We start from the raw sequence: 23,064 nt of genomic DNA, 5'->3' as shown, positions 1-23,064 counted from the left end.
GGGCACCGCCCTCGGTCAGCCCCGGAACTCCGCCTTGCGGACCGGGGAGGCCTCGGCGAGGGCCTTGGTCACCGCCGCGGCTCCGGCGCGCAGGCCGTAGACGGGGGTGCCGGGCTGCTGGCGCCAGGAGTCGTCCAGGCCGCCCGCGTCGACCGTGTCGAAGCCGAGCTCCTCGATGAGGGCGCGTACGGACTCCTTCGCCGGCTCGTCGTCGCCCGCGACGGGCAGGGCCATCCGGTCCGGTTCTCCCGCGGGACGGGGGCGGTCCAGGATGTCCTCGGCGTAGGTGCCGTTGAAGGCCTTGATCACGCGGTGGCCGAGCTGCCGCTCGGTCCAGCGGCTCTCGGTCAGCCCCTCGTCCTCGATGCCGGGGATCCTGCCGTCGCGCTGCTGCGGGTAGTAGTTGCCGGTCTCGATGACGGCGAAGCCCTCGGCGGCTCCGTCGAAGAGGCCGGAGGGGAGGTCCGGGATGTTCTTGAGGGGGATCGTGACCACGACGATCTCCGCGCCGCGGGCTGCTTCGGCGACGGTGACGGGGGTCGCGCCGGTCTCCTCCGCGAGCGCGGCCAGGGTCTGCGGTCCGCGGGAGTTGGCCACGGACACCTCGTGTCCGAGGACCGTGAGGCGGCGGGTGAGGTTGCCTCCGATGTTGCCTGCGCCGATGATGCCGATCTTCATGAGGTCTCCAAAGCGCGCGGATCGGGGTCTCGCGCTTCTGTGAACTCCCTTGGGAGACCCGGCATTCCCATGAAGAAGGGCCGGGACTCCGTTCGAGTCCCGGCCCTCCCGAGTGGTTACGCGCCGCTCGCGTCGAGCATTTCCTCGCGCTCGACGAGCTTCACGCGCTCGCGGCCCTGGGGCTCGCCCAGCGCCTTCTCGGCGGCGTCCAGCTTGTACCAGCCGTCCCACGTCGTGTAGCGGATGCTCCGCTCGGCGAGGAAGGCCTCGACCGCCTCCGGCTCGGGCGCGGCCGGGGTGGCCAGGCGGCCTTCCGCGTGGTCGGCCAGCAGGTTCGCGACGGTCTCGTTCGCGTCGCCCTTCGTGTGGCCGATCAGGCCGACCGGACCGCGGCGGATCCAGCCGGTCACGTACGTCGACGTCAGGTGGCTGCCGCCCTCGATCACCCGGCCGCCCTCGTCCGGAACGGTGCCCGACTCGACGTCCCAGGGGAGCTTGGGCAGCTCGTCGGAAAGGTAGCCCACGGCCCGGTAGACGGACTGGACGTCCCAGTCGGTGAACTGCCCGGTGCCCTTGACGTTGCCCGTACCGTCGAGCTCGGTGCGCTCGGTGCGCAGGCCGACGACCTTGCCGTCCTCGCCGAGCACCTCGGTCGGGGACTCGAAGAAGTGCAGGAACAGCTTGTGCGGACGGTCACCGATGTCGCGGATCGCCCAGTTCTCCAGGGTCTTGGCGACCATGTCGGCCTGCTTGTTGGAGCGGCGGGTCGTGATCGAGCCCTCGTCGTAGTCGATGTCCTCGGGGTTGACGATGACCTCGATGTTCGGCGAGTGGTCCAGCTCGCGCAGCTCCATGGGGCTGAACTTGGCCTGGGCCGGGCCGCGGCGGCCGAAGACGTGCACCTCGAGGGCCTTGTTGGCCTTGAGCCCGTCGTAGACGTTCGCCGGGATCTCGGTCGGCAGCAGTTCGTCGGCCGTCTTGGCGAGGATGCGCGCGACGTCGAGGGCAACGTTGCCGACACCGAGCACGGCGACCTTCTCGGCCTCCAGCGGCCAGGTGCGCGGGACGTCGGGGTGGCCGTCGTACCAGGAGACGAAGTCGGCGGCACCGTATGAGCCGTCGAGGTCGACGCCGGGGATGGTGAGCGCGCGGTCGGCGGTGGCGCCGGTGGAGAAGATCACCGCGTCGTAGAAGGAGCGCAGCTCGTCGAGACTGATGTCGTTCGGGTAGTCGACGTTGCCGAAGAGCCGGACCTGGGGCTTGTCGAGCACCTGGTGCAGGGCCGTGATGATGCCCTTGATCCGGGGGTGGTCCGGCGCGACGCCGTAGCGGATCAGGCCGAACGGGGCGGGCATCCGCTCGAAGAGGTCGATGGACACGCCGGGCTCGGCGGCGGTCTCGGACTTCAGCAGGGCGTCGGCGGCGTATATGCCGGCGGGTCCGGCACCGACGATTGCTACTCGCAGAGGGCGAGGCATGGCAATGGTTCCCTTCGAGCGACAGCACGGTGGATCATGCTGAACCCTAAACGAAGGGCAGCCTTACCTTGCACCCGGTGTCGACTTATGCCCCCATAACTCAAACTTATGGCCTGCCCAAGCAATACTGGGGGTGTCCCGGGCCCTCCCCACGTCGAGCCTCCCGCAGCCGAAGTCGCTGGTCAGGGGGAACGCCAGCTGACAGACTGAAATCGCTTGATCACCACAGGAGGACACATGGCAGACGAGACGCAGACCCCGCAGGACGAATCCCCGGTCGAATCCCCGGCCGAAGCCGCCAAGCGCAAGTTCCGGGAGGCACTGGATCGGAACGCGGCGAATGCCCAGTCCCAGCAGGCGCACCAGAACCGGGCGAAGGTCCAGGGTGCCAGCAGCGGTGGCGGCGGCAAGAACAAGAAGGTGCGCCGCAAGACCGGCTGACCCCGGACCACGGGAGTTCGGCCCGGGTGGCCCGGTGTGGCAAATGGGCCACCCGGGTGACGGGGGATAACCCCTGGCGCCGTCAGCAGTTGATCAGCTCGTCCCGCCGAGGGCAGCTATCTCATGCGACAGTGCGACAGAAGGATCCCCCACATGTTCAAGAAGCTCATGGCCAGCGCCGCGGTCACCGCCTCCGTCCTGGGTGCGGGTGCCGCCGTAGCCACCCCGGCGATGGCGATCGGCAACGACAACGGCGTCAACACCATCAACGGCAACAGCGCCGCGCAGGTCTACGGCAACCAGGAGACCGGCGGCGCGATGAGCCCGCAGGCGAGCCTGGTCCAGGGCTCCCTCAACAAGCTCTGCGTCGGCCTGCCGGCGAAGGTCAACGCCCAGTCGATCCTCGCGCTCGTCAACGTGGGTGTCCAGGACATCAACGTGCTGGCCAACCCGCAGAACCAGCAGTGCGCCGAGAACTCCACCCAGGGCAAGGGTGACGACTCCGCCTCGCACATCCTCAGCAACATCCCGGTCCTGTCCGGCAACCTGTCCGCGGGTAGCTGATCCTCGGACTCCGGTTCCGACAACGCGTCGGCGTAGCTCCCGCTACGCCGACGCGTTGTGTTTGGCCAGGGCGCCGGCCAGCTGGGCCCGGGAGCGCACGTCGAGCTTCTGGTAGATGCGGGTCAGCCGGGCCTCCACCGTCTTGACGCTGAGGAACAGCTTCGCCGCGGCCTCCTGGTTGCTGGCCCCTTGACTGACGAGCAGCGCGAGCCGGGCCTCGCCCTCGGTCAGGGCCGCCGCCGCTGCCGATTCCGTACGGGTTCCCTCGCCTGCCGCGGATTCCCGTGCGAGCTCCGCCCACGGGGCGGCCCCGGCCCGGCCGAACACCTCGGCCGCCGCCACGAGCGCGGCCCGGGCGGGCGCGCGCCGACGGCGGCGCCGCTCGACCCGGGCGAGGGCGAGGAGCGTACGGCCGCGTTCCAGCGGCAGCCCGAGGGCTTCGAACCGCTGGGCGGTGGCCTCCAGCAGGTGGACGGCCGCGTCGGCCTCCCCCCGTGCGGACAGACACAGGCCGCGCGCCCGATCGAGGGCGGCGACGACTCCGGTGCGGCCGAGGCCCACGGCGACGGTACGCACGGGGTCGATCAGCCGGGCCGCGTCGTCGGGTGCGTCGGCGGCGACCAGGGCCTCGGCGAGCTCCCCGTGCCAGCGCAGGATCGAGGGGTCGACCACCTTCTGCGCGGCCTCCAGTTCGGCGACCCGGCGCAGGGTCGCGACGGCCTTGGCCGCCTCTCCCGTGGCCAGTTCGACGAGGCCGAGCGCGTGCAGGCTCCGCGAGAGGAAGACCTGGTCCCGCTCTTCCCGGGAAGCCTGGATGCCGCGGCGGGCGTATCCGGCGGCGCGGGCGAAGCTGCCGCCCGCGGCCTCCGCCATGGCGGCGAGGTACCAGGCGGGGCCGGGCGAGAGGCCCGCCTCGATGGTCAGCTCCAGGGCCTGGCGGGCACGTGCGGACGCGGCCTCGCAGCGGCCGCCGCGCAGTTCGACCTCGGTGAGGCTGCGCAGCACCTCGAAGACGTCCTCGGCGGAGCCGGTGCGCTGGACGGCCGGCAGCAGGACCATCAGCTGGCGGCGGGCGTCGTCGAGGCTGTCGTCGAAGAGGGCGTGCCGCACCGCCAGGTACTGCGGTGCGTTGCGCATGCCGAGCGGGACTTCGGGGACGGGCAGTGCGAGCGCTTCGGCGAGGATCGCCTCGGCGCCCGGGTCGCCGAGGATGCGGCCCATCCGGGCCCGCACGGTCAGCGCCATGGCTTCGGCGACCTGGTCGCCGCCGAGCGCGGCGAGGGCTCCGGCCCGGGCCGCGGCGTCGCGGGCGCGGACGGGGTCGCCGTCGCTGAGGTTGTGCTTCCAGGCCATGCGCAGCTGGACCGCGGCCTGGAGCGAGGGGTCCCCGGCGGCGTCGGCCATGGCGCAGGCGAAGGTCTCGTCGAGGGTGCCGAGGGCCTGACCGGCGGCGTCGATCACCGCGAGCCGGGCCCTGACCCGGTCGGCGGGCGAGGCGTCGCGGGCGAGTACGGCCCGGGTGGCGCGGCGGGCGAGGTCGGCGCGGCCGGACCAGCCCGCGTCCTCGGCGGCGGTGACGAGGCGGGCGAGTTCCTCCCCGGCCAGCCAGGACGGGGTGCGTTCGGCGGCGAGCAGGCCCAGTTCGGCGGCGAGGGCCCGCTGGCCCCGGCGGCGGCAGACCACGGCGGCCTCGGCGATCTCGGCGGCGAGCCACTGGTCGGGGGTGTCCACGGCGAGCGCCCGGTGACGTACGGCCTGGACCGGGTCGTCGACGGCGTCGGCCAGGGCCGCGTGCCCGGCGGCGCGTTCGGGCCAGCCCGCGTCGGCGGCGAGCGCGGTGGGCAGGGCGCCGGCGGTGAACTCCACGCTGCCGTCCTCCCCCACCCGCAGCAGCGCGGCCCGTTCCGCCGCGGCCAGTTCCGCCTCGGCGTCGGGGCGGCCGGCCCGGCGCAGCAGCACGGTGGTGGGACGGGCCGCGAGGGCGGCGAGCAGCAGGGTGCGGCGGGCCTCGGCGGGGACTTCGGCGAGGAGTCTGCGCGCCACGTCGCGGGCCTGTCCGGAGAGGGGCAGGGCGTCGGCGTGGTGGGCGCTGCCGTCACGGGCCTCGGCTGCCTCGGCGAAGGAGTGGCCGAGGGCGAGGGCGAGGCGGGGGTTGCCGCCGCTGGCCTGGTGGATGCGGCCGGCGAGGCGGGCGGGCAGGCCGTGGCGGACGAGGAGTTCGGCGACCTCGTCGGCGCCGAGCGGCGGGACGCGGATCGCGGGGGTGCCGGGGCCGCAGAGGGGCTCGCCGACCGCGGAGCCGTCCTGGAGGCGTTCGGCGACGAGGACCCGTACGCGGGGCGGGGTGAGGCGCAGGGCGAAGCGGAGCAGGTCGGTGCTCTCGGCATCCATCCACTGGGCGTTGTCCAGGACGAGCAGGACGGGGTGGCGGGCGGCGAGCGTCCGCAGTACCTCGACGACGGCGAGGCGCAGCGCGACGTGGTCGCGGCCGACGTGCGGTGCCTCCGTCTCGCGGCAGAGCAGGGCGATGGCGGTGCGCTGGGGCCCGGAGAGCTGCTCGAAGGCGGCGGCGCAGGGCACGGAGGCCAGCATGGCCGCGGCGGAGGCCTCGGGTATCCATTGGTCGGCGGCCTCGGGGGCGAGGCGGAGCACGGTCTCGCGGCGCGATTCGGCCGCGGCCGCGACGGCCCGCACCAGCTCGGTCTTGCCCGCGCCGGCAGGTCCGGTGATGAGCGCCCGGCCGTGCGCGGTCAGCGCGCGGTCGACCGCCCTGATGAGTTCAACGTGTCCGACACTTGTGTCAGCGTGCCCCGTCGCCGCCACCACGCACAGCCACCAGCCTCTCGGTCCCCAGCTCCTGTGCCTTTCCTGTGAGACGCGACAATACGAGGTCAAACGGCAGGTGGGCCCCGATTGTGACGCAGAAATCAGTCACGGGACGGGAAAACCCGTCGGACCTGCCGATACGAGGTGTATCGGCAGGTCCGCGGGCTCAGTTGGTCCGTACTATCGCTCCGTCAGGCCGAGTTCGCGGGCCGGAGCGGAGGACGGGCTCCGGTTCGTTCAGAAGACGAGGTTCCAGGAGTCGATCTTGCCGGTGTCGCCGCCGGCGTTGTCGTTGACCCGGAGCTTCCAGACGCCGTTCGCGACCTCGGTGGAGGCGTTCACGGTGTAGACCGTGTTGATGTTGTCGGCGCTGCCGCCGGACCGGTTGTGCAGGTTGTAGATGCTGCCGTCGGGGGCGATCAGGTCGACCTTGAGGTCACCGATGTAGGTGTGCACGATGTTCACGCCCACCTTGAGGGCGGTCGGGGCGTTGCCGGTGACACCGCTGACGGTGATCGGGCTCTCCACGGTGCCGTTGTCGGTGATGGAGAAGTCCATGGTGTTCTCGAAGCCCGTGGTGGGCGGGATCGAGGTCACCGCGGCGACGGTCGCGGCCGCGTCGGCGAGGCCGGCGCCGCAGCCACCGGTGCAGGTGCCGGCCAGCGGGCGGGCGTTGGTCTTGATCGCGGTCTCGATCTGCGCCGGGGTGAGCGCGGTGTTCGCCGACTTCATCAGCGCGGCGAGGCCCGCGACGTGCGGGGCGGCCATGCTGGTGCCCTGGTAGGGCTTGTAGTTCTCGGCGCCCGGGGTGGTGGTGCCGGCGTTCAGCGTGGAGAGGATGCCGTTCTCGGGGGTGGTGACGGTGCCGGGCGTGTCGGTGCCACGGCGGGTCTCACCGCCCGGGGCGGCGATGTCGATGACCGTGCCGTAGTTGGAGTAGAACGAGCGGTCGCCGGTCCGGTTGCTGGCAGCGACGTTGATCACGTTGTTGCAGCTGGCGGGCGTGAAGTTCGCCGCGTTGGAGTTGCTGTTGCCCGCGGCGACGACGACGGTGGTACCGCGGCCGACGGCGCCGTTGATGGCGTTCTGGTAGGTGGAGCTGCAGGCGCCGGAGCCGCCGAGGCTCAGGTTGATGACCTTGGAGGGGGTGGCGTTGGCCGGGACGCCCGCGACGGTGCCGCCGGAGGCCCAGGTGATGGCGTCGGCGATGTCCGCGGTGGTGCCGCCGCACTTGCCCAGCACGCGAATGGGCTGGATCTTCGCGCCGTACGCGATACCGGCGACGCCCTTGGAGTTGTTCGTGGCGGCCGCGATGGTGCCCGCCACGTGGGTGCCGTGCCAGGAGGAGTTGCTGGCCGTGGAGCCGGTGCCGCACTCGCCGGCCACGGTCCAGTCGCCCTGGTCCGCAGCGTTGTTGTCACGGCCGTTGCCGTCACGGGCGTCGGTGGCGCTGGAGATGAAGTCGTAGCCCGCGACGACGTTCGCGGCCAGGTCCGAGTGGGCGACGTAGCCGGTGTCGATCACGGCGACGGTGACGCCGGCGCCGGTGGTCTTGTCCCAGGCGGCGGGAACGTTCATGCCGGCGGTGGGCTCGAAGAGGTCCCACTGCTTGGCGTACTCGGTGTCGTTCGGGTTGACGGCCAGCGCGTAGGCGCGGGAGTCGACCTCGACGTAGGCGACGTCCGGGTCGGCACGGAACTGGGCCATCACGTCGGCCGCGGCGGCCGGGGCGACGGTGCCGCCGAGGTTGACGAGGGCGGCGCCGGTGCCGAGGCGACGGTCGAACTTCGCCTTCTTGCCGGCCTTCTTGCCCTTGGCGGTGACGTCGGCGGCGGCCGCGGTGTTGGAACTCGCCTCGGAGGCCGAGGACTTGTATCCGACGATGAGGTTCTCCACCGGGGCGGTGCCGGCCGCGGCGGCCGGGAGCCCGACGGGGGTGTCGACGGCCACGGAAGCGGTGGCGGAGCCGGCGAGCAGGGTGACGGAGATCGCCGCCACGGATATGAGCCTACGACGTCTGGATGCGTGCACTTTGTTCCCTTTCGCGGGCCGTTCCGGGCGGGCCGGAGCGGCCGGTCGGTGCAGTGTGGGAGGTGAACCGGCGGCTGCGGGGCCGGGAGCGAGCTGGTCGAACTCGCCCCGGCCACCACCGCGCGCCACGTCGCTCCGGCCTCGACGGCGGGGCAGGGCAACGGCGGTACCGACGGTCCACCGGGAGGTGCGGATTCACGCCATGTGGGGTTGGCGTGGGTTCCGACCCGCCCGGAGGAAGATCGCCGATGGGCAGACAGTAGGCAACGCGAGAATGAACTGGATACGGGGAAAACCCTTGTCCGGCCCCCGGAGACCCCCTCTCGGATGGTAAGGGGGGTATTCGGCGTGCCGTGCGGCGGGGTGTCCGGTGGGGTGATTCGCGGTGGAACGACCCGAGTTCAGCGCGGACGGGAGAGCTTGCGGAAGTACGTCCAGCTCGTCTCGTTCGGCTCGGTCCACTTCTCCGGAGCACGGGCGAATTCCGGCTGGCGGGCGGCGATGTACGCACGGGTGCGTTCGGGCACCTCGGCAAAGGAGGCGAGTTTGCGGCCGCGGCAGTGGAAGGTGAGGCCGCCCGGCCGCGGGCCCTGTTCCATCCAGGGCAGCCAGGGGGACATCCGCGTCCACGACATGGTGGCGGGCACGCTCGGCGCGTCGGTGGCCGTCACGGTGGCGGGTGCGAAGAACTGGAAGAGCTCCAGGGCCCGGTACGTGTCGTCCGCGGAGTTGAGCGGGAACTCGGCGACCGGCAGCGGCGAGGGATAGGCGAGCGGGATCTCCAGGCTGAAGCAGACCTGGTCGCCGAGCTCGGTCATGGGGACGGGGAACGGCCGCAGCTTCTGGTTCGCCGGGTCGTTCCAGACGTGGATGACCGGTTTGTCCTGCCAGGTTTCCATGATCTCCCGGGTCACCGGATCCAGGTAGAACGCCGCCTCACGGGAGAGCAGTTGCCAGCCGCCCGTCTCCTCATCGGGGAGGAGACGGGCGACGTTGACCCCTTCGAAGCCGAAGAGCCTCCGGTACGGCTCCCCGGGACCCCAGGCGTGGACGTCTCCGGTCCACCAGAAGGTGACCTCGGCGCCGTCGAGCGACGCGCGGGTGCGGGCGAAGGCGTGCAGGAGCTCGGCAGGTGTCATGAGGCGTACTCTGCGCACCCGCCGGGCTTCCGGGCAAGAACGCCGCGGCCCCGGCGGCGGGCCGCCCGCCATGCGGATGCCAGGTTGACGCCGGTCCTTCCACCGGCAACCGTGACCGCCATGGGGAACGAACGCCGACTGCTCACTCTCGTCATATGCCTGGTCCTGGGGGGCGGGCTGCTCGCCGCCGTACTCGGTGCCTCGCGAGCGGCCGGCCCGCAACCCGCGCACGGGTCCGCCGGGCCGGCGCCCTCCGACTACGTGGACATCAAGGACGTTCCACCCTCTCCCGACGCCGATCGGGCCGCCGGCGCCGAGGGTTCGGCGGGTTCGGTGGTCGTGGAGTGCGGGCGCAACGAGGAGGGCCACTACAACGAGGACAACCTGGTGGTCTCGCCCGGCCTGCGGTCCGGCGCCCACCACACGCACGCGTACGTGGGGAACCTCTCGGCGGACGCGATGTCCACCGACGAGTCCCTGGGCGCGGCCGCGACCAGCTGCACGGGCGGCGACCGGTCCACGTACTACTGGCCGGTCCTGCGCCGCACCGACCGGCCGGGCACCCGCCCGCACGAGACCTCGGCGGGACACGGCAACGCGGGCGAGATCCTGCCCGAGGCCTCGGTCCGGGTGGAGTTCCGCGGCAACCCGGTGAGCAAGGTGGTGCCGATGCCGCGGTTCCTGCGCGGGATGACGGGCGACGCAGTGGCGTTCACGGCGGACACCGACGCCGACGTCCGGGCCCGGTGGGGGTGTTCCGGTTCCCCGGACCGCTCCACCACCCGCTACCCGCGCTGTCCGGCCGGCGACCGGGTCACCCGCACCCTCGCCTTCCCGAGCTGCTGGAACGGCCTGGACACGATCGGCGCCGCCGGGCACCGCTCGCACCTGCTGTTCCCGGGGGAGGGCGGCGCCTGCCCCCGGGGCACCTTCCCCGTGCCCGAACTGCGACTCACCGTCGCCTACGAGGTCCCCGCGGGCGCGCCGATCGCCCTCGACTCCTTCCCCGAGCAGCGGCACAGCCCCAGGACGGACCACGCCATGTTCGTGAACGCGATGACCGACAGGCAGATGGTCGGGGTCGTCGACTGCCTCAACACGGGCCGGGACTGCCGCACCTGAGTGACGTACGTCACGTGAACCGGGTCCGCGCGTGCGGCGTGTTCCGAGCGCACGACCCAAGCGAGGAAGACGGAGAGGGTGAGATGGCCGGACCACTGTGGCCCCGCACTCGGCGGGGCTCGACCGACGAGGCATTGATCAAGTCGGTGTACGAGGAGCACGGCCACGCCCTGCTCGCGTACGCCACCCGGCTGACCGGCGACCGCGCCGCCGCCGAGGACGTGGTCCAGGAGACCCTCATCCGGGCCTGGCGGCACTCCGAAGTCCTGGTGAACGGGAAGGGTTCGGTGCGCGGCTGGCTGCTGACGGTGGCCCGCAACATCATCACCGACCGGTACCGGGCGAAGGCCGCCCGGCCTCCGGAGGTCTCGGGCGTCACGGCCACTCCCCCGGTCGAGGCGGACCACGCCGATTCCGTGGTGGACACCATGACGGTCCTGGGCGCCCTCGACCAGCTGTCCCCGGAACACCGGGACGTGCTGACGGAGCTGTACTACCGGCAGCTCAGCGTCTCGGAGGCGGCAGACAGGCTCGGCATCCCGGCCGGTACGGTGAAATCGCGTTCGCACTACGCGCTCAAGGCCCTGCGCGAGGTCTTCAGGGACGGCGGCGCCAGGGAAGGCAGTTTCAGAGACGGCAAACGATCGGGCAGGCCGCCCCAGCAGCCCGCCGGACTGCGTGAGGTGGTGGCATGAACCGGCAGCTGCACGAGGAGGAACTGCTCGGCCCGTACGTCCTCGGCGTGCTGGACGACGAGGAGGTCCGCCGGGTCGAGGAGCACCTGAGCGGATGCGCGGGGTGCCGGGAGGAGGTGGCCGCGTTGAGAGAGATGGAGGCGGCACTGGGCGAGGTGCCCGAGGAGGCGTTCCTGGACGGACCCCCGCAGGGCGGGGACCTGCTGCTCCAGCGCACCCTGCGGCAGATGCGGAGCGAGGTCGAGGGCCAACGGCGCAGGCGCACCGGGCTCGTGGCGCTGGCCGCGGCGGCCTCGCTGGCCGCCGTGTTCTGGGCCGGGGCGCAGCTCGGCTCCACCGACGAAGGGGCCCTGGCCCTGCCTCCGACGCCGTCCCCGACGGTGTCGGCGGCTCCGTCGACGCAGGTCCCCGGGACCAAGGTGGCCTCCGCCACGGATCCGGCCACCGGGGCGCGGATCACCGTACAGATGACGCCCGCCACGAAGTGGGTGAAGCTGAACGCGGCGGTCACGGGAGTGCCGCAGGGCGAGCGGTGCCGACTGGTCGTGGTCGCCAAGGACGGCACGCGCACCACCGCCGGCGGCTGGGTCGTGGGCAGCGCGGACAACGGCGAGGGCAAGGGCGCGTCACTCGACGGCTCGGCGGCCGTGGACCCGTCGGCCGTCAAGGAGATCCTCGTCGAGAACGAGGCGGGCCGCGCGTTCGTGTCCGTACCGATCTGACGGGCACGGTGAGGCGGGCGTGACGGAGCCCGGGAGCATATCCAGCTCCCGGGCTCCTGTGTGCCACCCAATTGCGCACACCGGCACGTTTAAGAGTCGCGGATCATTCTTAGATCGACGTGTTCTGCCTTTGAACTACCGCGCCACGAAGAGAGGCGCAGAGGGGACTTGAACCCCCATCCATCGATGATCGTCCACGCTCGGTCGATCCGGTGTTCGGCGGCGAATACTGAGACTGGAGCGAGAATCTGAGATTTACGGGGCCGCCTCTACCAGGCTTGGGCCACCCCGGCTCGTGTGCCGGGGGAGGGATTCGAACCCCCAACTGACACCCCTGTTCAGCTTCAACATCAGTTTCAGCTTGCGCTCTCGCGCACCCCCTGCAGACATACAGAGGGAGTTTTCGGGGCTACCTGAAGAGGTAGCCGAACACCGCGTCCCCGACCCGCTGGTCGGTGACCTCGGCGCTGTTGGCCTCCTCGCGGGCGAACTTGACGGCCTGCTGGAGCTTCTCCACGCGGTCGAGCAGTTCGTTGACGCGGCGGGCCGGGAGGGCGCCGGAGAACTTCACCGTCGTCCAGTAGCCGACCGGGACGTCCTCGTAGTAGACCTCGACCTGCGCCGGGTGCTTCTCGGTGGCCTCGGCCTTGACGTGGTTGCGCGGCACCTTCTTGGTGCGGATGGTGCGCACCGGGTCCGTCTTCCAGGAGTCGGTGGACGGGTCCAGGTTCCAGGACTCGGAGGCGTCAAGCACCGGGAGCTTGCGCACGAACGTGTGCAGGTCGGTGAGCTGCTTCTCCAGGAAGAGCAAGTACGGCACGGGCACCTGCGGCAGCAGGACGTTGCCGTCCACGACCACGTCGGCGGCCGCGCTGCGGTTCGCCCAGTCCTTGGTCGCCGTCACGTCGAAGAGCCGCGTCAGCGTTCCCGCCGTGGCGCGCAGCACGTCCTCCGCCTTGATCTGCACCCGGGTGGACTCGGGCGGCAGCTGCTCGCCCTCCTCGTCCTTGGGCTGATACGTCCGCGAGATGCCGGCCAGCAGGGCGGGCTTCTGCACGTCGTGGTGAGCCTGGGTGAGCTCCGAGAGGGACTTGGACTTGACGCCCTTTTCGACTGCGATGATCTGATTCAGCTTCGGCACGCGATCAACGTAGCAGCAGCTTGTCTGATGATTCACCGGAGTTTCGGCCGGCCCCCCTACATGGTCCGGGCAGACCGGCGGCCGACGGACCGACGGTATGACTGCGGGACGGGCCTGGACCGATCGTCACATTGCGGTCCATGACATCCTGTGGCGTCACAACTCGCCGGACGGAATCGGCGGACGTCCGGGGAATATGGGGAAGGTCCATGAGGCTCTGCTTCCTGGTGGAGGAGCACTACCGCCACGACGGCATGCCGAACGAGGTGATCCGGCAACTGACCGCGTGGGGCCACCGGGTCGACGTGGTGCGGCCGGGCGGATCGTTGCTGCGCATGGGCGAGGCCGTCGACGCGGGCGCGCACGACGCGTGGGTGCTCAAGACGGTCTCCGGCGGACCCGGGCTGACCCTCCTCGAAGCCGCTGCCGCGGCCGGAATGACCACGGTCAACGACGCCCGCTCGATCCGGGGCGTACGGGACAAGGCACTGGCCGCCGCCATCGGGCACGGGCAGGGGCTCCCGCTGCCGACCACGTACGCGGTGGCCTCCCCCGAACTGCTGCGGGAGATAACGGCGGCGGAGTACCCCCTCGTCGTCAAGCCCGCCGACGGCAGCTCCGGGCGGGCCGTGCACCTGGTGTCCTCGCCCAGGCGGCTGGAGGCGATGCTTCCCGGGCTCGCGGGCGAGGGCATGCTCATCGCCCAGCCGTACGTGCCCAATCGCGGTACGGACATCAAGGTGTACGGGGTCGGCGGGGAGCTGTTCGCGACCGAGCGCTGTTCCCCGCTGCACCCGGACGCCTCGGTGCGGGAGCGCCGCGTGCCGCTGTCGGCGGAGGTCGCGGAGATCGCCGCGCGGGTGGGGGTGGTGTACGGGCTCGACCTGTACGGGGTGGACGTGCTGCTGGGTCCGGACGGGCCGGTGGTCGTCGACGTGAACGACTTCCCGAGTTTCCGTCAGGTCCCGGACGCGGCCGCGCGGGTGGCCGGGGCGGTGCTGGAGCTGGCCCGGGCGGGCGGGGGCGTGGGCCCTTCCGCCGCCCTGCCGTACTCGTTGCCCGTGCCCGTGTCGATCCCGGTGCAGGCGACGTCGACCCAGGTACCGGTAATCCAAGCCCCGGCGACGCAGGTCCCGTCGGCTCAGGCGGCCCCCGTCGCAGCCCGGGTGGGGGACGGCGCGTGAGGATCGGCCTGATCACCCCGGATCCCGGGCATACGCTGCTCGCGGCCGCCACCGCCCTGCTGGCACCGGAGCACACCGTCGGGGTGCTCGATCCGGCGGCGCGGGACGGGGCGCCCGCACGCCCCGCCGACGTCTACCTGCTGAAGTCGCGCACCGAGCGGGCACTGGAGCTCGCGCGGGAGCTGGAGCAGCGGGGCGCGGCCGTGGTCAACTCCGCGGCAGCCACCGCGCTGTGCCAGGACCGGACCCGGATGGCGGAGCTCGCACTGGGGGCCGGCCTGCCCTTCGCCGAGACCCGTACCCACGACTCCCTCTCGGCGTGGGCGCCCGGCGCCGCGCTGTCCGGCCCGGTGGTGGTCAAGAGCCGGCGCAGCCGCCGGGGGGATCTGGTGGCCCGGGTGGACGACGGCACCCGGCTGGGCCGGCTGGCACGGGACTGGCCGCACGAGCCGGTCGTGGTGCAGGAGTTCGCCCCGAACAGCGGCTGGGACCACAAACTCTGGGCGATCGGGGACCGGGTCTTCTGCGCGCTGCGCCGTTCCGAGCTTTCACCCGGGGGCCGTGGGCCCACCCGGCCGTTGCCCCTGGACGAGCTGCCGGCCGGCTGGGCCGATCTGGTGCGGGAGACCGGCGCCGTGTTCTCCCTGGAGGTGTACGGGGTGGACATCATCGACGTGGGGGGCGGGAAGCCGCTGATCGTGGACGTCAACGCCTTCCCGGGCATCCGCGGCCAAGCGGGCGCCCCCGAGGCCCTGGCGGCGCTGGCCCTGCGGCGCGCGACCGGGCGGACCCGCGCCACCCGATAGGCGCGGGTGTCGCGGCCCCGGCCGACGCGGGCATCGTTGAGGATCGGGGCATGGGCCTCGTCCTGCCGGTCTTCTTCGCACTGTTCGCGGCGTTGTCCAACGCCCTCGCCACAGTCCTCCAGCGACGGGCCGCGCTCACCGTGCCGCAGAGCGACGGCTTCCGCTTCGGCCTGATCCTGGACCTGTTGCGGCGCCCGGTGTGGATCGGCGGGATCCTCGCGGTCATCGCGGCCGGGGTCGGCCAGGCCGTGGCCCTGGGCACTGGTCCGCTGGCCCTCGTACAGCCCCTGTTCGTGCTGGAGCTGCCCCTCGCCCTGCTGATCGCCTCGCTGCTGGGGCGCCGGCGGTTGCCGGGGGCGTTGTGGCTGGCCGTGGCGGTGCTGGTGGCCGGGCTCGGGATCGCGATGGCGGCGGCCTCGCCCGCGGGGAACCGTACGGACGTCCCCCTCGACCGGTGGATCCTGGCCCTGGTGGCATGCGCGGCGGCCGTCGCCGCCCTGGCCGCGGCCGGCCTGCGGCGCCCGCCGGGCCGGGCCCGGGCCGGCTGCCTCGGCGCGGCCACCGCCGTCTGCTACGCGCTCACGGCGGCCTTGATGAAGTCCGCGGTGCACGTCCTGGACGAGGGCGGTCTCGGCGCGTTCCTGACCGCCTGGGAGACGTACGCCTTCGGCGCCACCGGCATCTGCGCCCTGCTGCTGCTCGAACACGCCATGCAGGGCGGCCCGCTTGTCGCCTCCCAGCCGGCACTGACCCTCGGGGACGCGAGCATCAGCGTCGCGCTGGGCGTGCTGCTCTACGAGGAACACCTGCGCTCGGGCTGGTGGCTGCTCCCCCAACTGCTGGGCGTGGCCTTGGTCTGCGCGGGCGTACTGGCCCTGGCCCGGGCGGGCGAAGGGGCGCCGTGACGCCCCGGCGGATCCTCGCGCCGTACCGCGGATTGCCCACCGCGGCGTGGGCGTCGGGCTAGGTCGTGAGCGGCGCCGCGGCCACGCCGGTGGGCGGGGGTTCGCGGGCGGGCCGCGGGGGTGTCGCGGGTGCGGTGGTCGTCCGGGCGCGTGTCCGCAGTTCGCCGCGCCGGAGCTTGCCGGTGCCGGTGCGCGGGAGTTCCGTCACGAACTCCACCGCCCTCGGGTACTTGTACGGGGCGATGGCCCGTTTGACGTGGGCCTGGAGCTCGCGGGCCGTCGCCGCGTCGGCCGGGACCCCGGCGCGCAGGACCACGTACGCCTTGACGAGCATGCCGCGCCGCTCGTCCGGGGCACCGACGACACCGCATTCCGCCACGTGCGGGTGGGTGGCGAGGGCCTTCTCGACCTCGGGGCCCGCGATGTTGTAGCCGGAGGAGACGATCATGTCGTCGCTGCGGGCCACGTACCAGAAGTAGCCCTCCGCGTCGCGGACATAGGTGTCGCCGGTGATGTTCCAGCCGTTCCTGACGTACGAGGCCTGGCGCGGGTCCGCGAGGTAGCGGCAGCCGGTGGGGCCCGTGACGGCCAGCAGTCCGGGCTGTCCGTCGGGTACGGGTAGGCCCTGCTCGTCGACGACGGCGGCGCGGTACCCGGGGACGGGGCGGCCGGTGGACCCTGGCCGGATGTCCTCGTCCGCGGCGGAGATGAAGACGTGCAGCATCTCGGTGGCGCCGATGCCGTCGATGATGCGCAGGCCGGTCGCCGCGTGGAACTCGTGCCACACGGAGGCGGGCAGCGGTTCTCCGGCTGAGACGCAGCGCCGCAGCCCTGCGAGCCGGTCCACTGCCCCGGCCGCCAAGATCGCGCGGTAAGCGGTGGGCGCCGTGAAGAGCACGGTGACGCGGTGGGCCTCGACCAGGTCGGCCAGCTGCTCCGGTGTCCCCTGCTCGACCAGCAGGGTCGAGGCTCCGACGGAGAGCGGGAAGACCACCAGTCCGCCGAGCCCGAAGGTGAAGGCGAGCGGTGGCGTGCCGGTGAAGACGTCGTCCGGGAGGGGCTTCAGGACGTGCCGGGAGAAGGTGTCGGCGTTGGCGAGGACGTCGCGGTGGAAGTGCAGGGTCGCCTTGGGTCGGCCGGTGGTCCCGGAGGTGAACGCGATCAGTGCCACGTCGTCGGCGGCCGTGCCCACGGTGCTGAAGCGGCCCTCCTTGGCCGCGCAGCGTGCGGTCAGGTCGTCGGGCCCGGGGCTCCCGTAGGCGAGGACGGGCAGGTCGGGCGCGCCGGCGGAGCGGGAGGCCGCGTCCAGTTCCTCGGTGTAGCGGTGGTCGCACACGGCGAGGGCGGGCCGGCTGATCTCGGCGAGCTCGGCGAGCTCTGTGGCGCGCAGCAGCGGCATCGTGGTGACGGCCACGCAGCCAGCCTTGAGGATCCCGAACCACGTGGCCACGAGCCAGGGGTTGTTGGGGCCGCGCAGCAGCACCCGGTTGCCGGGCCGCAGACCGAAGTCCTCGGTGAGGACCTGGGCGACCTGGTCGGCGCGCTGTCGCAGCTCGCCGTAAGTCCAGCGCTCGGTCGGGGTGAGCAGGCAGGGGCGGTCGGGGCCCAGTCGTTCGATGGCGTCGTCGAGCAGGCGCTGGGCGCAGTTGAGCCGGTCCGGGTACTGCAACTCCGGTAGCTCGAAGTGGAGTTCGGGCCAGAGGGAGAAGGGCGGAAGCCGATCGCGGCAGAAGGAATCCGCGTACGCGGAAGGGGAGAGCTCCATGGGGCGGCACCTCGATCGGGGAGCAGCGGGGAGAGGGGAGCAGCAGGGAGAGGGCAGCGGCAGGGAGGGGGCAGGATGCGCCGAACGGCTCGACGTCCGTCAGCATTGCTCGATACGGGGAGCTTGGCCGACGGGTATGCGCAGTCGGACCGCCTTCCCGAACTCGGCTGCCACGACGGTGAGTTCGCCGCCCAGATCGGCCGCCAGCAGCTGCACGATCAGCAGCCCGCGCCCGGCCTCGGCCTCCGGATCACCCTCCGCGCGGGGGGAGGGCAGTCGCGGCAGGCCGGCGCCCTGGTCGGCCACCTCCAGGCGCAGCCATCCCCCGCCGGAGGTCAGTGCGACCCGCATCCGGCCGGCGCCGACGTGCCGGACGACGTTGCCGACGAGCTCACTCAGGGCCAGCAGCAGGCTGTCGGACTCGTCGACGGAGATCCGCCAGCCGTCGAGGACGGTCCGCACCCGCGCCCTGACCTGCGGGACGTGCGCGGCGACGGGGTCGGTGACCCAGTGGACGAAGCTGCGGACGGCGGGGGCCGGGGCGTCGGCGGCGGGGCTGAGGGGCGTGGCGTGCGTGGCCTGCATGGCGTACATGACGTGCTCCCGGGGAGGGAAGGCGCCGCGACCGCTGGCGTGACTCGTGTAACTCGACCGGAAGCTGAATCGCCTCAGGGCTTGTAGTCAGCGGAAATGCGTCGCTAGAGTCCTTGATTACACGTGTAACACGCTACGCCTACCCCGGCACCCCCGGCAAGCATTTCGGACAAATTGAAAGGGCTTCCATGACCCAATCCCCTCCGGCCGAGTTCGACATCGCCGACATGACCTGGCCCCCGCCGCCCTTCCAGGCCCCCGTACCGCCCGTGACGGGCACGGACGGCGTGCGCCACTTCCACGGGGTCACGTACGCCACCACCCCCGGCTACCGGCCCCGGCTGCTCGACGTGCAGGTCCCCGCCGGCGAGGGGCCGTTCCCCGTGGTGGTCTGGATCCACGGCGGCGGCTGGCTGGACGGCGACCGCCGCTACCCGCCGCCGACCGTGCCCGCGGCGCTGCTGCACGGTGCGGTGCTGGGGGCCGGGCTCGCGCTGGTCTCCGTCGACTACCGGCACAGCCTCGAAGCCCCCTTCCCCGCACAGCTGCACGACGTGAAGGCCGCGATCCGCTACGTCCGGCACTTCGCCGGCGCCCTGGGGCTGGACCCGGACCGCATCGGCGTCTGGGGCGAGTCGGCGGGCGGTCACCTGGCCGCGCTGGCCGGTCTCGTCGGCCCCGGCAGCCCGGACGGCCCGGCGCTGGAGGGCACGCACGGCGTCGGGTCCGGCGAGACCGGGGTGCGGGCCGTCGTCGACTGGTACGGCGTCTCCGACCTCGATGCCCTGTCCGGGCACCCGATGCCGCCGATGCCCTCGGGCATCGAGTTCCCCGACCCCTACGAGGCCCTGCTGGGCGCCCCCGCGTCGGCTTCCGGGTTCCCGGCGCTGGCACGGGCCGCGAGCCCGGTGACGTACGCCGAGGGCTCGCAGGGTGCGACCCCGCCGCCGTTCCTGCTGGTGCACGGGACCCGGGACGGCCTGGTCCCGTACAGCCAGAGCGAGTCCCTCGCCGAGGCGCTGACGCGCGCCGGGGGCGAGGTCACCCTGCAGCCCGTGGAGGGCGCCGACCACATCTTCCTCGGCTCGCCGGACATCGTCTCGATCGTCGCGGACAGCGTGGCCTTCCTGGCCGGGCACCTCGGCGCCCGGGCCTGACCTCCCCGCACGGTTCTCCACCGGGGGCGCGGCACTGGCCGCGCCCCCACCCACCCCCGCACGGCATCCAGGAGCCGCGGCCATCCCCCTGGCCATCCCCGCGGCCGCGAAAGGCAGTCATGTCCAGCAATCCGGCGACCATCCGCCCCTCCTCCAGACCCCACAGCCCCGAGGCGACGCGCGGCACGGGCGTCCTCGCCCTGGCCCTCGTGCTCCTGGGAGCCGCCGGGGTGTCGGCGCTCATCGTCCGCTCGAACGTCACGGATCCGCCCTTCCAGGGCATGGACGAGCGCTGGCTGACCTGGATGGGCGGCCCGCACGAGGGGCTCTACCAGGCCGTCGCCACGGCCCTGAACTGGTTCGGCGGCCCCGTCGGCGCCCTCGTCCCGCTCGCCCTGCTGACCCTGCTGCTGGTGCGCCGGCGCCTGGTCTCGGCCGGCTTCCTGCTCGCCGCGTACTTCGGCGGCAACCTGCTCGTCGTGCAGGGGCTCAAGCACCTGGTGGACCGGCCGCGCCCGGCGAACCCCCTGGTCCGCGTCGACCACGGCTCCTTCCCGTCCGGCCACGCGGCGACGGCGGCGCTGCTCGTGGTGGCCGTCGGCGTCCTGCTCGTTCCGGCTGCCCGGCGGCGGGCGTGGTGGATCGGCGGCGCGGTCTTCACGCTGGCCATGATGTGGAGCCGTACGTGGCTCCACGCGCACTGGCTCACCGACACGGCGGCCGGCGCCGCCGCCGGGGCGGGGGCCGGGCTGCTGACCTGGTGGCTCTTCCGGCCCGCCCTGGCCCGCGAACGTGCCCGCGAAGACGCCCGCGCCGACGCCGACGCCTAGGACTCGAAAGGACTGTGGCCCGGGTCGGCCTCCGGCCAGACCCGGTCCCGGGCAGGGCCGACAGTCAGGAGGTCCCTCGGTGGACGAGTACCGCTTCCACCGGCGGGACCAGCGGCGCCGATCCCGTCTCGATCAGGGCGTGCACCGTGTCCGCGATCAGGGCCGGCGACGGCAGGTCCAGGCGGATCGTGGTGAGCGGGGGCTCCTGGAGCGCGGACAGGACGAGGTCGTCGGAGCCGACGACGGCGACGTCGTCCGGCACGGCGATGCCCTCGGCCCGGAGTGCGTGCATGAGCAGGGCCGCGTACTCGTCGTTGTAGGCGAAGACCGCGTCCAGGCCAAGGCTCGGCCACCGGCGGGCCAGGGCCGTCGCGGAGTCCCGCGTGTAGGCCAGCTCCACGGGCATGACGGTGGCCATGTGCCGGGCCGCGACCGACTCCGCTCCCGCGAGGCGGGGTTGGGCGAGGGCGCCGAGGCCGCGTTCCAGGGGCATGACCACGCCGATCCTGGTCCGGCCGCGGGCGATGAGGTGCTCGGCTGCCGTGGCGCCGATGCGGGCGTGGTCGAAGACGATGGTGTGCACGCCCTCGACGGGGTGGGACGCGAAGGCCAGCATGCCGCGGACCCCGGCGCGGGCCAGGACTTCCGCCGCCTGGGGGGTGAAGCGGTCGCCGTCGAGGGCGACGACGGCCGCCGGGCGCAGTTCGGCCCAGGCCCGGGCGGCGTCGAGGGGGTCGGCGAAGCGGCCGGCGTGCAGGACGGCCGTGTAGCCGCGCTGGTCGAGCTCGCTGTGCAGGTCGTCGACCCAGTCGCTGACGAGCCGGCCGACCGCGGAGATCGAGGCGGGCATCAGGACCAGGTTGCTGCGCCCCGCCCGCAGGGAGCGGGCCGCGGCGTGCGGTACGTAGCCGAGCTGCTTGGCCGCGTCGAGCACCCGGGCGCGGGTGCTCGCGCTGACCCGGTGGCCCTGGGTGTCGTTGAGGACGAAGGAGACGGTGGCCCGTGACACTCCGGCGAGGCGGGCCACGTCCGCGCTGGTGATGGACGCGGGGACCTGAGTGTCTTTGGTCATGACGTCCCTCGACGATCCTTTGAGTCGCTCGCTCTTACCTTCCACTTTTAGGTTACACGAGTTAGGGGTGGGGGCGGCGGCAGCCGCTACGCGGACGGGCTCCCGGGCCCGTGGAGGAGGCGGGAGGCGCCGGCGAGGTCGCCGAGGGCCGTCACGACCGAGTCGAAGCGCATCGTGGTGCGGGTCCTCGTGTCGTACGGGTCCCACGTCGGCATGCCCGGATGGTTCGGGTCGCCCGAGCGGACGAAGGCGATCCACGCCTCGTGCATGGTGTGCGCCAGGCCGTCGCGGACGGCGGGATCGAGCCCGGCCAGGAAGGGCGCGTGCGACCACTGGTCGAAGTTGTCGAAGGCGAAGGGGAGCTCCAGGCAGTGAGCGGCGCCGAGCCGGCCCTCGTGCGCAGGGGTCGGAAGGTCGAACTGGTACGCCCACACCGGCCGCCCCGCCTCGGCCCTGGCCTCGGCCAGGCGGACGGCGGGGACGCGGAAGAGCTCGTCGGTGATGAGGTCCATGAGGACATCGGCCGCGCGGGCTCCGGGGCGGGCCCGCTCGTAGGCCGCGTACACCTCGGCCGCCACCGGTCCGCCGAAGGTCTCCGCGATCCGGTCCGTGACCTGGTCGCGGGTGGCGGCGGCGTACCCCTCGTCGAGGGCGAAGCCGAAGTTGGCCTCCTCCCGCGTCCACCCGATCATGACGTCGATGCCGGCCGCCCCGGCGCGCAGCAGGGCCTCGGCGGGGTGCTGGTGCAGGGTGACCCCGTCGATCACGGGCAGGAAGGGGGTCGGCCAGTACCCCCAACGCATCGTCTGGGCGAACAGTCCGGCGCCCGCTCCGATCAGGGCCTGCCAGGGGAGGGCGCGGAGTTCGTCCACGTCCTTGGCACCGGCCAGGTCCAGGTAGGCGGCGGTGCGTTCGAGGTATTCGTCCGGGCCGGGGAGTTCCAGCCCGAAGGGCGGACTCTGCAGGATGACCCGCCGGATCAGGCCCTGGGCCCGGGGGTGTCCGGCGAGGGCGGCCGTGGACACGGCGCCACCGGACTGGCCGGCGACCGTGATGCGGTCCGGGTCGCCACCGAAGGAGGCGATGTTCTCCTTCACCCAGCGGAGGGCCGCGAGCTGGTCGGTGAGCCAGTGGTTGCCACCCTCGTCCACATCGCCCTGAGGACCGAAGTAGAGGTAACCCAGGGGCCCGATGCGGTAGTTGATGCTCACGACCACGAGGTCACCGTCGCGCGCGAAGGTCGCGCCGGAGTAGCCGGGCAGCGAGCCCGAGCCGGAGACGAACCCGCCGCCGTGGATCCATACGAGTACGGGCCGACGGGCGGCGTCCGGGGCCGGCGTCCAGATGTTGAGGGTCAGGCAGTCCTCGTCGAAGGGCGGCGATCCGTGTCCACCGAGCACCGGGTCACCTTCCTCCCGGTACATCTGCGGAGCGCTCGGTCCGTCCGCGGTGGCATCCCGGACACCGCTCCAGCCGGGGTGCGGACGAGCGGGCCTCCAGCGCAGGTCCCCCACCGGCGGTTCGGCGTAGGGCACGGCCCGGAAGACGGCGAGACCGCCCTCCACCGCCCCGCGGAGACGACCTGCGGGCGGGTCCACGAGCACGTGGTCCGGGGAGTGGGACATGAGCGGATCCTTCCTGACTGCACGCCGGATGCGGACCGGCACACAGAACACTATTGCGTAATTTTCGCGCTCGTCAATGATTCGCAATATCCTTGCTGCCGCTCACCGCTGCAGGCCGCCCGAGGCCATGCATCGCACCCCCCTCCTCCAGCATCGGCGCGAAGGCCCGCCGCAGCACCAGGGAGGACCCGCGGGCGGCGGCGATTTCCACGAGAACGGCCCTGCTCAGCACCCTCAAAGCACCTCCCGCACGCTCCACCGCCACGCCCCCGCGGCCGGTCACGATTCG

Annotated in this window: 20 protein-coding genes; 10 read left to right on the top strand and 10 right to left on the bottom strand. The window is 72.6% G+C overall.

Annotation, left to right across the window (positions count from 1 at the left end; all coding sequences use genetic code 11):
* Positions 1-15 precede the first annotated feature (15 nt).
* A complete protein-coding gene (locus tag OG625_RS35175; RefSeq protein WP_329389084.1) occupies positions 16-678 on the bottom strand; it encodes an NADPH-dependent F420 reductase in 663 nt (220 codons plus the stop codon).
* Positions 679-794: 116 nt separating this feature from the next.
* Entirely contained in the window at positions 795-2,156 is a 1,362-nt protein-coding gene (locus tag OG625_RS35170; RefSeq protein WP_329389082.1) for an FAD-dependent oxidoreductase, read from the bottom strand.
* A 237-nt stretch (positions 2,157-2,393) separates the two neighbouring features.
* Between OG625_RS35170 and OG625_RS35165 the strand changes: the two genes are divergently transcribed.
* Positions 2,394-2,597: a DUF5302 domain-containing protein gene (locus tag OG625_RS35165; protein WP_329389080.1), complete on the top strand. Its 204-nt coding sequence runs from the start codon at positions 2,394-2,396 to the stop codon at positions 2,595-2,597.
* A 153-nt stretch (positions 2,598-2,750) separates the two neighbouring features.
* Positions 2,751-3,161 carry a rodlin gene (locus OG625_RS35160; protein ID WP_329389078.1) on the top strand — a complete coding sequence of 137 codons (411 nt, stop codon included), beginning with the start codon at positions 2,751-2,753 and terminating at the stop codon, positions 3,159-3,161.
* 42 nt (positions 3,162-3,203) lie between these two features.
* Here OG625_RS35160 and OG625_RS35155 read toward each other — a convergent pair whose 3' ends face one another.
* The 3 genes from OG625_RS35155 to OG625_RS35145 form a co-directional block, all read right to left on the bottom strand.
* On the bottom strand, positions 3,204-5,987 hold the full coding sequence (locus tag OG625_RS35155; protein ID WP_329389076.1) for a helix-turn-helix transcriptional regulator: 2,784 nt from the start codon (positions 5,985-5,987) through the stop codon (positions 3,204-3,206).
* A gap of 237 nt (positions 5,988-6,224) precedes the next feature.
* Positions 6,225-7,976, bottom strand: coding sequence for a S8 family serine peptidase (locus OG625_RS35150; RefSeq protein ID WP_443067922.1), 1,752 nt, complete (start codon positions 7,974-7,976; stop codon positions 6,225-6,227).
* A gap of 443 nt (positions 7,977-8,419) precedes the next feature.
* Complete coding sequence (locus OG625_RS35145) at positions 8,420-9,157, bottom strand: DUF1838 family protein (RefSeq protein WP_329389072.1); 738 nt, start codon at positions 9,155-9,157, stop codon at positions 8,420-8,422.
* Between the two features lie 120 nt (positions 9,158-9,277).
* Here OG625_RS35145 and OG625_RS35140 point away from each other — a divergent pair, with 120 nt between their 5' ends.
* The 3 genes from OG625_RS35140 to OG625_RS35130 all read left to right on the top strand — a co-directional run bounded on the left by OG625_RS35140 (position 9,278) and on the right by OG625_RS35130 (position 11,696).
* Complete coding sequence (locus OG625_RS35140; RefSeq protein ID WP_329389070.1) at positions 9,278-10,279, top strand: DUF1996 domain-containing protein; 1,002 nt, start codon at positions 9,278-9,280, stop codon at positions 10,277-10,279.
* 83 nt (positions 10,280-10,362) lie between these two features.
* Positions 10,363-10,974, top strand: coding sequence for a sigma-70 family RNA polymerase sigma factor (locus tag OG625_RS35135; RefSeq protein ID WP_329389069.1), 612 nt, complete (start codon positions 10,363-10,365; stop codon positions 10,972-10,974).
* Positions 10,971-11,696, top strand: coding sequence for an anti-sigma factor (locus OG625_RS35130; RefSeq protein ID WP_329389067.1), 726 nt, complete (start codon positions 10,971-10,973; stop codon positions 11,694-11,696). Before OG625_RS35135 ends, OG625_RS35130 begins: the two co-directional genes overlap by 4 nt.
* 409 nt (positions 11,697-12,105) lie before the next feature.
* Here the strand turns inward: OG625_RS35130 and OG625_RS35125 are convergent, their stop codons facing one another.
* Positions 12,106-12,837, bottom strand: coding sequence for a DUF7873 family protein (locus OG625_RS35125; protein WP_329389066.1), 732 nt, complete (start codon positions 12,835-12,837; stop codon positions 12,106-12,108).
* Positions 12,838-13,046: 209 nt separating this feature from the next.
* On the opposite strand from OG625_RS35125, the gene OG625_RS35120 reads away from it, so the two are divergent.
* Genes OG625_RS35120 through OG625_RS35110 form a run of 3 tightly spaced genes read left to right on the top strand, consistent with a single transcriptional unit; the run spans position 13,047 to position 15,732 of the window.
* Complete coding sequence (locus OG625_RS35120) at positions 13,047-14,021, top strand: ATP-grasp domain-containing protein (protein WP_329389064.1); 975 nt, start codon at positions 13,047-13,049, stop codon at positions 14,019-14,021.
* Positions 14,018-14,827 carry an ATP-grasp domain-containing protein gene (locus tag OG625_RS35115; protein WP_329389062.1) on the top strand — a complete coding sequence of 270 codons (810 nt, stop codon included), beginning with the start codon at positions 14,018-14,020 and terminating at the stop codon, positions 14,825-14,827. Before OG625_RS35120 ends, OG625_RS35115 begins: the two co-directional genes overlap by 4 nt.
* A 50-nt stretch (positions 14,828-14,877) precedes the next feature.
* Positions 14,878-15,732, top strand: coding sequence for a DMT family transporter (locus OG625_RS35110; protein WP_329389060.1), 855 nt, complete (start codon positions 14,878-14,880; stop codon positions 15,730-15,732).
* Positions 15,733-15,790: 58 nt separating this feature from the next.
* Here the strand turns inward: OG625_RS35110 and OG625_RS35105 are convergent, their stop codons facing one another.
* Entirely contained in the window at positions 15,791-17,497 is a 1,707-nt protein-coding gene (locus OG625_RS35105; protein ID WP_329389058.1) for an AMP-binding protein, read from the bottom strand.
* Positions 17,498-17,596: 99 nt separating this feature from the next.
* Positions 17,597-18,091, bottom strand: coding sequence for an ATP-binding protein (locus OG625_RS35100; protein ID WP_329389056.1), 495 nt, complete (start codon positions 18,089-18,091; stop codon positions 17,597-17,599).
* Positions 18,092-18,279: 188 nt separating this feature from the next.
* Here OG625_RS35100 and OG625_RS35095 point away from each other — a divergent pair, with 188 nt between their 5' ends.
* Together OG625_RS35095 and OG625_RS35090 are read left to right on the top strand one after the other, a co-directional pair.
* Complete coding sequence (locus tag OG625_RS35095; protein ID WP_329389054.1) at positions 18,280-19,248, top strand: alpha/beta hydrolase; 969 nt, start codon at positions 18,280-18,282, stop codon at positions 19,246-19,248.
* Between the two features lie 119 nt (positions 19,249-19,367).
* On the top strand, positions 19,368-20,078 hold the full coding sequence (locus OG625_RS35090) for a phosphatase PAP2 family protein (protein WP_329389052.1): 711 nt from the start codon (positions 19,368-19,370) through the stop codon (positions 20,076-20,078).
* Between the two features lie 64 nt (positions 20,079-20,142).
* Here the strand turns inward: OG625_RS35090 and OG625_RS35085 are convergent, their stop codons facing one another.
* On the bottom strand, positions 20,143-21,150 hold the full coding sequence (locus OG625_RS35085; protein ID WP_329389050.1) for a LacI family DNA-binding transcriptional regulator: 1,008 nt from the start codon (positions 21,148-21,150) through the stop codon (positions 20,143-20,145).
* A gap of 86 nt (positions 21,151-21,236) precedes the next feature.
* A complete protein-coding gene (locus OG625_RS35080) occupies positions 21,237-22,775 on the bottom strand; it encodes a carboxylesterase/lipase family protein (protein WP_329389048.1) in 1,539 nt (512 codons plus the stop codon).
* Between the last annotated feature and the right edge of the window lie 289 nt (positions 22,776-23,064).

Source organism: Streptomyces sp. NBC_01351 (assembly GCF_036237315.1).
GTDB lineage: Bacteria > Actinomycetota > Actinomycetes > Streptomycetales > Streptomycetaceae > Streptomyces.
This window is presented reverse-complemented; position numbering and strand designations above follow the sequence as displayed.

What these genes read in the sequence shown, in the direction of transcription:
- OG625_RS35175 (WP_329389084.1), bottom strand. Translation starts at nt 678, where the DNA reads ATGAAGATCGGCATCATCGGCGCAGGCAACATCGGAGGCAACCTCACC.
- OG625_RS35170 (WP_329389082.1), bottom strand. Translation starts at nt 2,156, where the DNA reads ATGCCTCGCCCTCTGCGAGTAGCAATCGTCGGTGCCGGACCCGCCGGC.
- OG625_RS35165 (WP_329389080.1), top strand. Translation starts at nt 2,394, where the DNA reads ATGGCAGACGAGACGCAGACCCCGCAGGACGAATCCCCGGTCGAATCC.
- OG625_RS35160 (WP_329389078.1), top strand. Translation starts at nt 2,751, where the DNA reads ATGTTCAAGAAGCTCATGGCCAGCGCCGCGGTCACCGCCTCCGTCCTG.
- OG625_RS35145 (WP_329389072.1), bottom strand. Translation starts at nt 9,157, where the DNA reads ATGACACCTGCCGAGCTCCTGCACGCCTTCGCCCGCACCCGCGCGTCG.
- OG625_RS35140 (WP_329389070.1), top strand. Translation starts at nt 9,278, where the DNA reads ATGGGGAACGAACGCCGACTGCTCACTCTCGTCATATGCCTGGTCCTG.
- OG625_RS35135 (WP_329389069.1), top strand. Translation starts at nt 10,363, where the DNA reads ATGGCCGGACCACTGTGGCCCCGCACTCGGCGGGGCTCGACCGACGAG.
- OG625_RS35130 (WP_329389067.1), top strand. Translation starts at nt 10,971, where the DNA reads ATGAACCGGCAGCTGCACGAGGAGGAACTGCTCGGCCCGTACGTCCTC.
- OG625_RS35120 (WP_329389064.1), top strand. Translation starts at nt 13,047, where the DNA reads ATGAGGCTCTGCTTCCTGGTGGAGGAGCACTACCGCCACGACGGCATG.
- OG625_RS35110 (WP_329389060.1), top strand. Translation starts at nt 14,878, where the DNA reads ATGGGCCTCGTCCTGCCGGTCTTCTTCGCACTGTTCGCGGCGTTGTCC.
- OG625_RS35105 (WP_329389058.1), bottom strand. Translation starts at nt 17,497, where the DNA reads ATGGAGCTCTCCCCTTCCGCGTACGCGGATTCCTTCTGCCGCGATCGG.
- OG625_RS35100 (WP_329389056.1), bottom strand. Translation starts at nt 18,091, where the DNA reads ATGTACGCCATGCAGGCCACGCACGCCACGCCCCTCAGCCCCGCCGCC.
- OG625_RS35095 (WP_329389054.1), top strand. Translation starts at nt 18,280, where the DNA reads ATGACCCAATCCCCTCCGGCCGAGTTCGACATCGCCGACATGACCTGG.
- OG625_RS35090 (WP_329389052.1), top strand. Translation starts at nt 19,368, where the DNA reads ATGTCCAGCAATCCGGCGACCATCCGCCCCTCCTCCAGACCCCACAGC.
- OG625_RS35085 (WP_329389050.1), bottom strand. Translation starts at nt 21,150, where the DNA reads ATGACCAAAGACACTCAGGTCCCCGCGTCCATCACCAGCGCGGACGTG.
- OG625_RS35080 (WP_329389048.1), bottom strand. Translation starts at nt 22,775, where the DNA reads ATGTCCCACTCCCCGGACCACGTGCTCGTGGACCCGCCCGCAGGTCGT.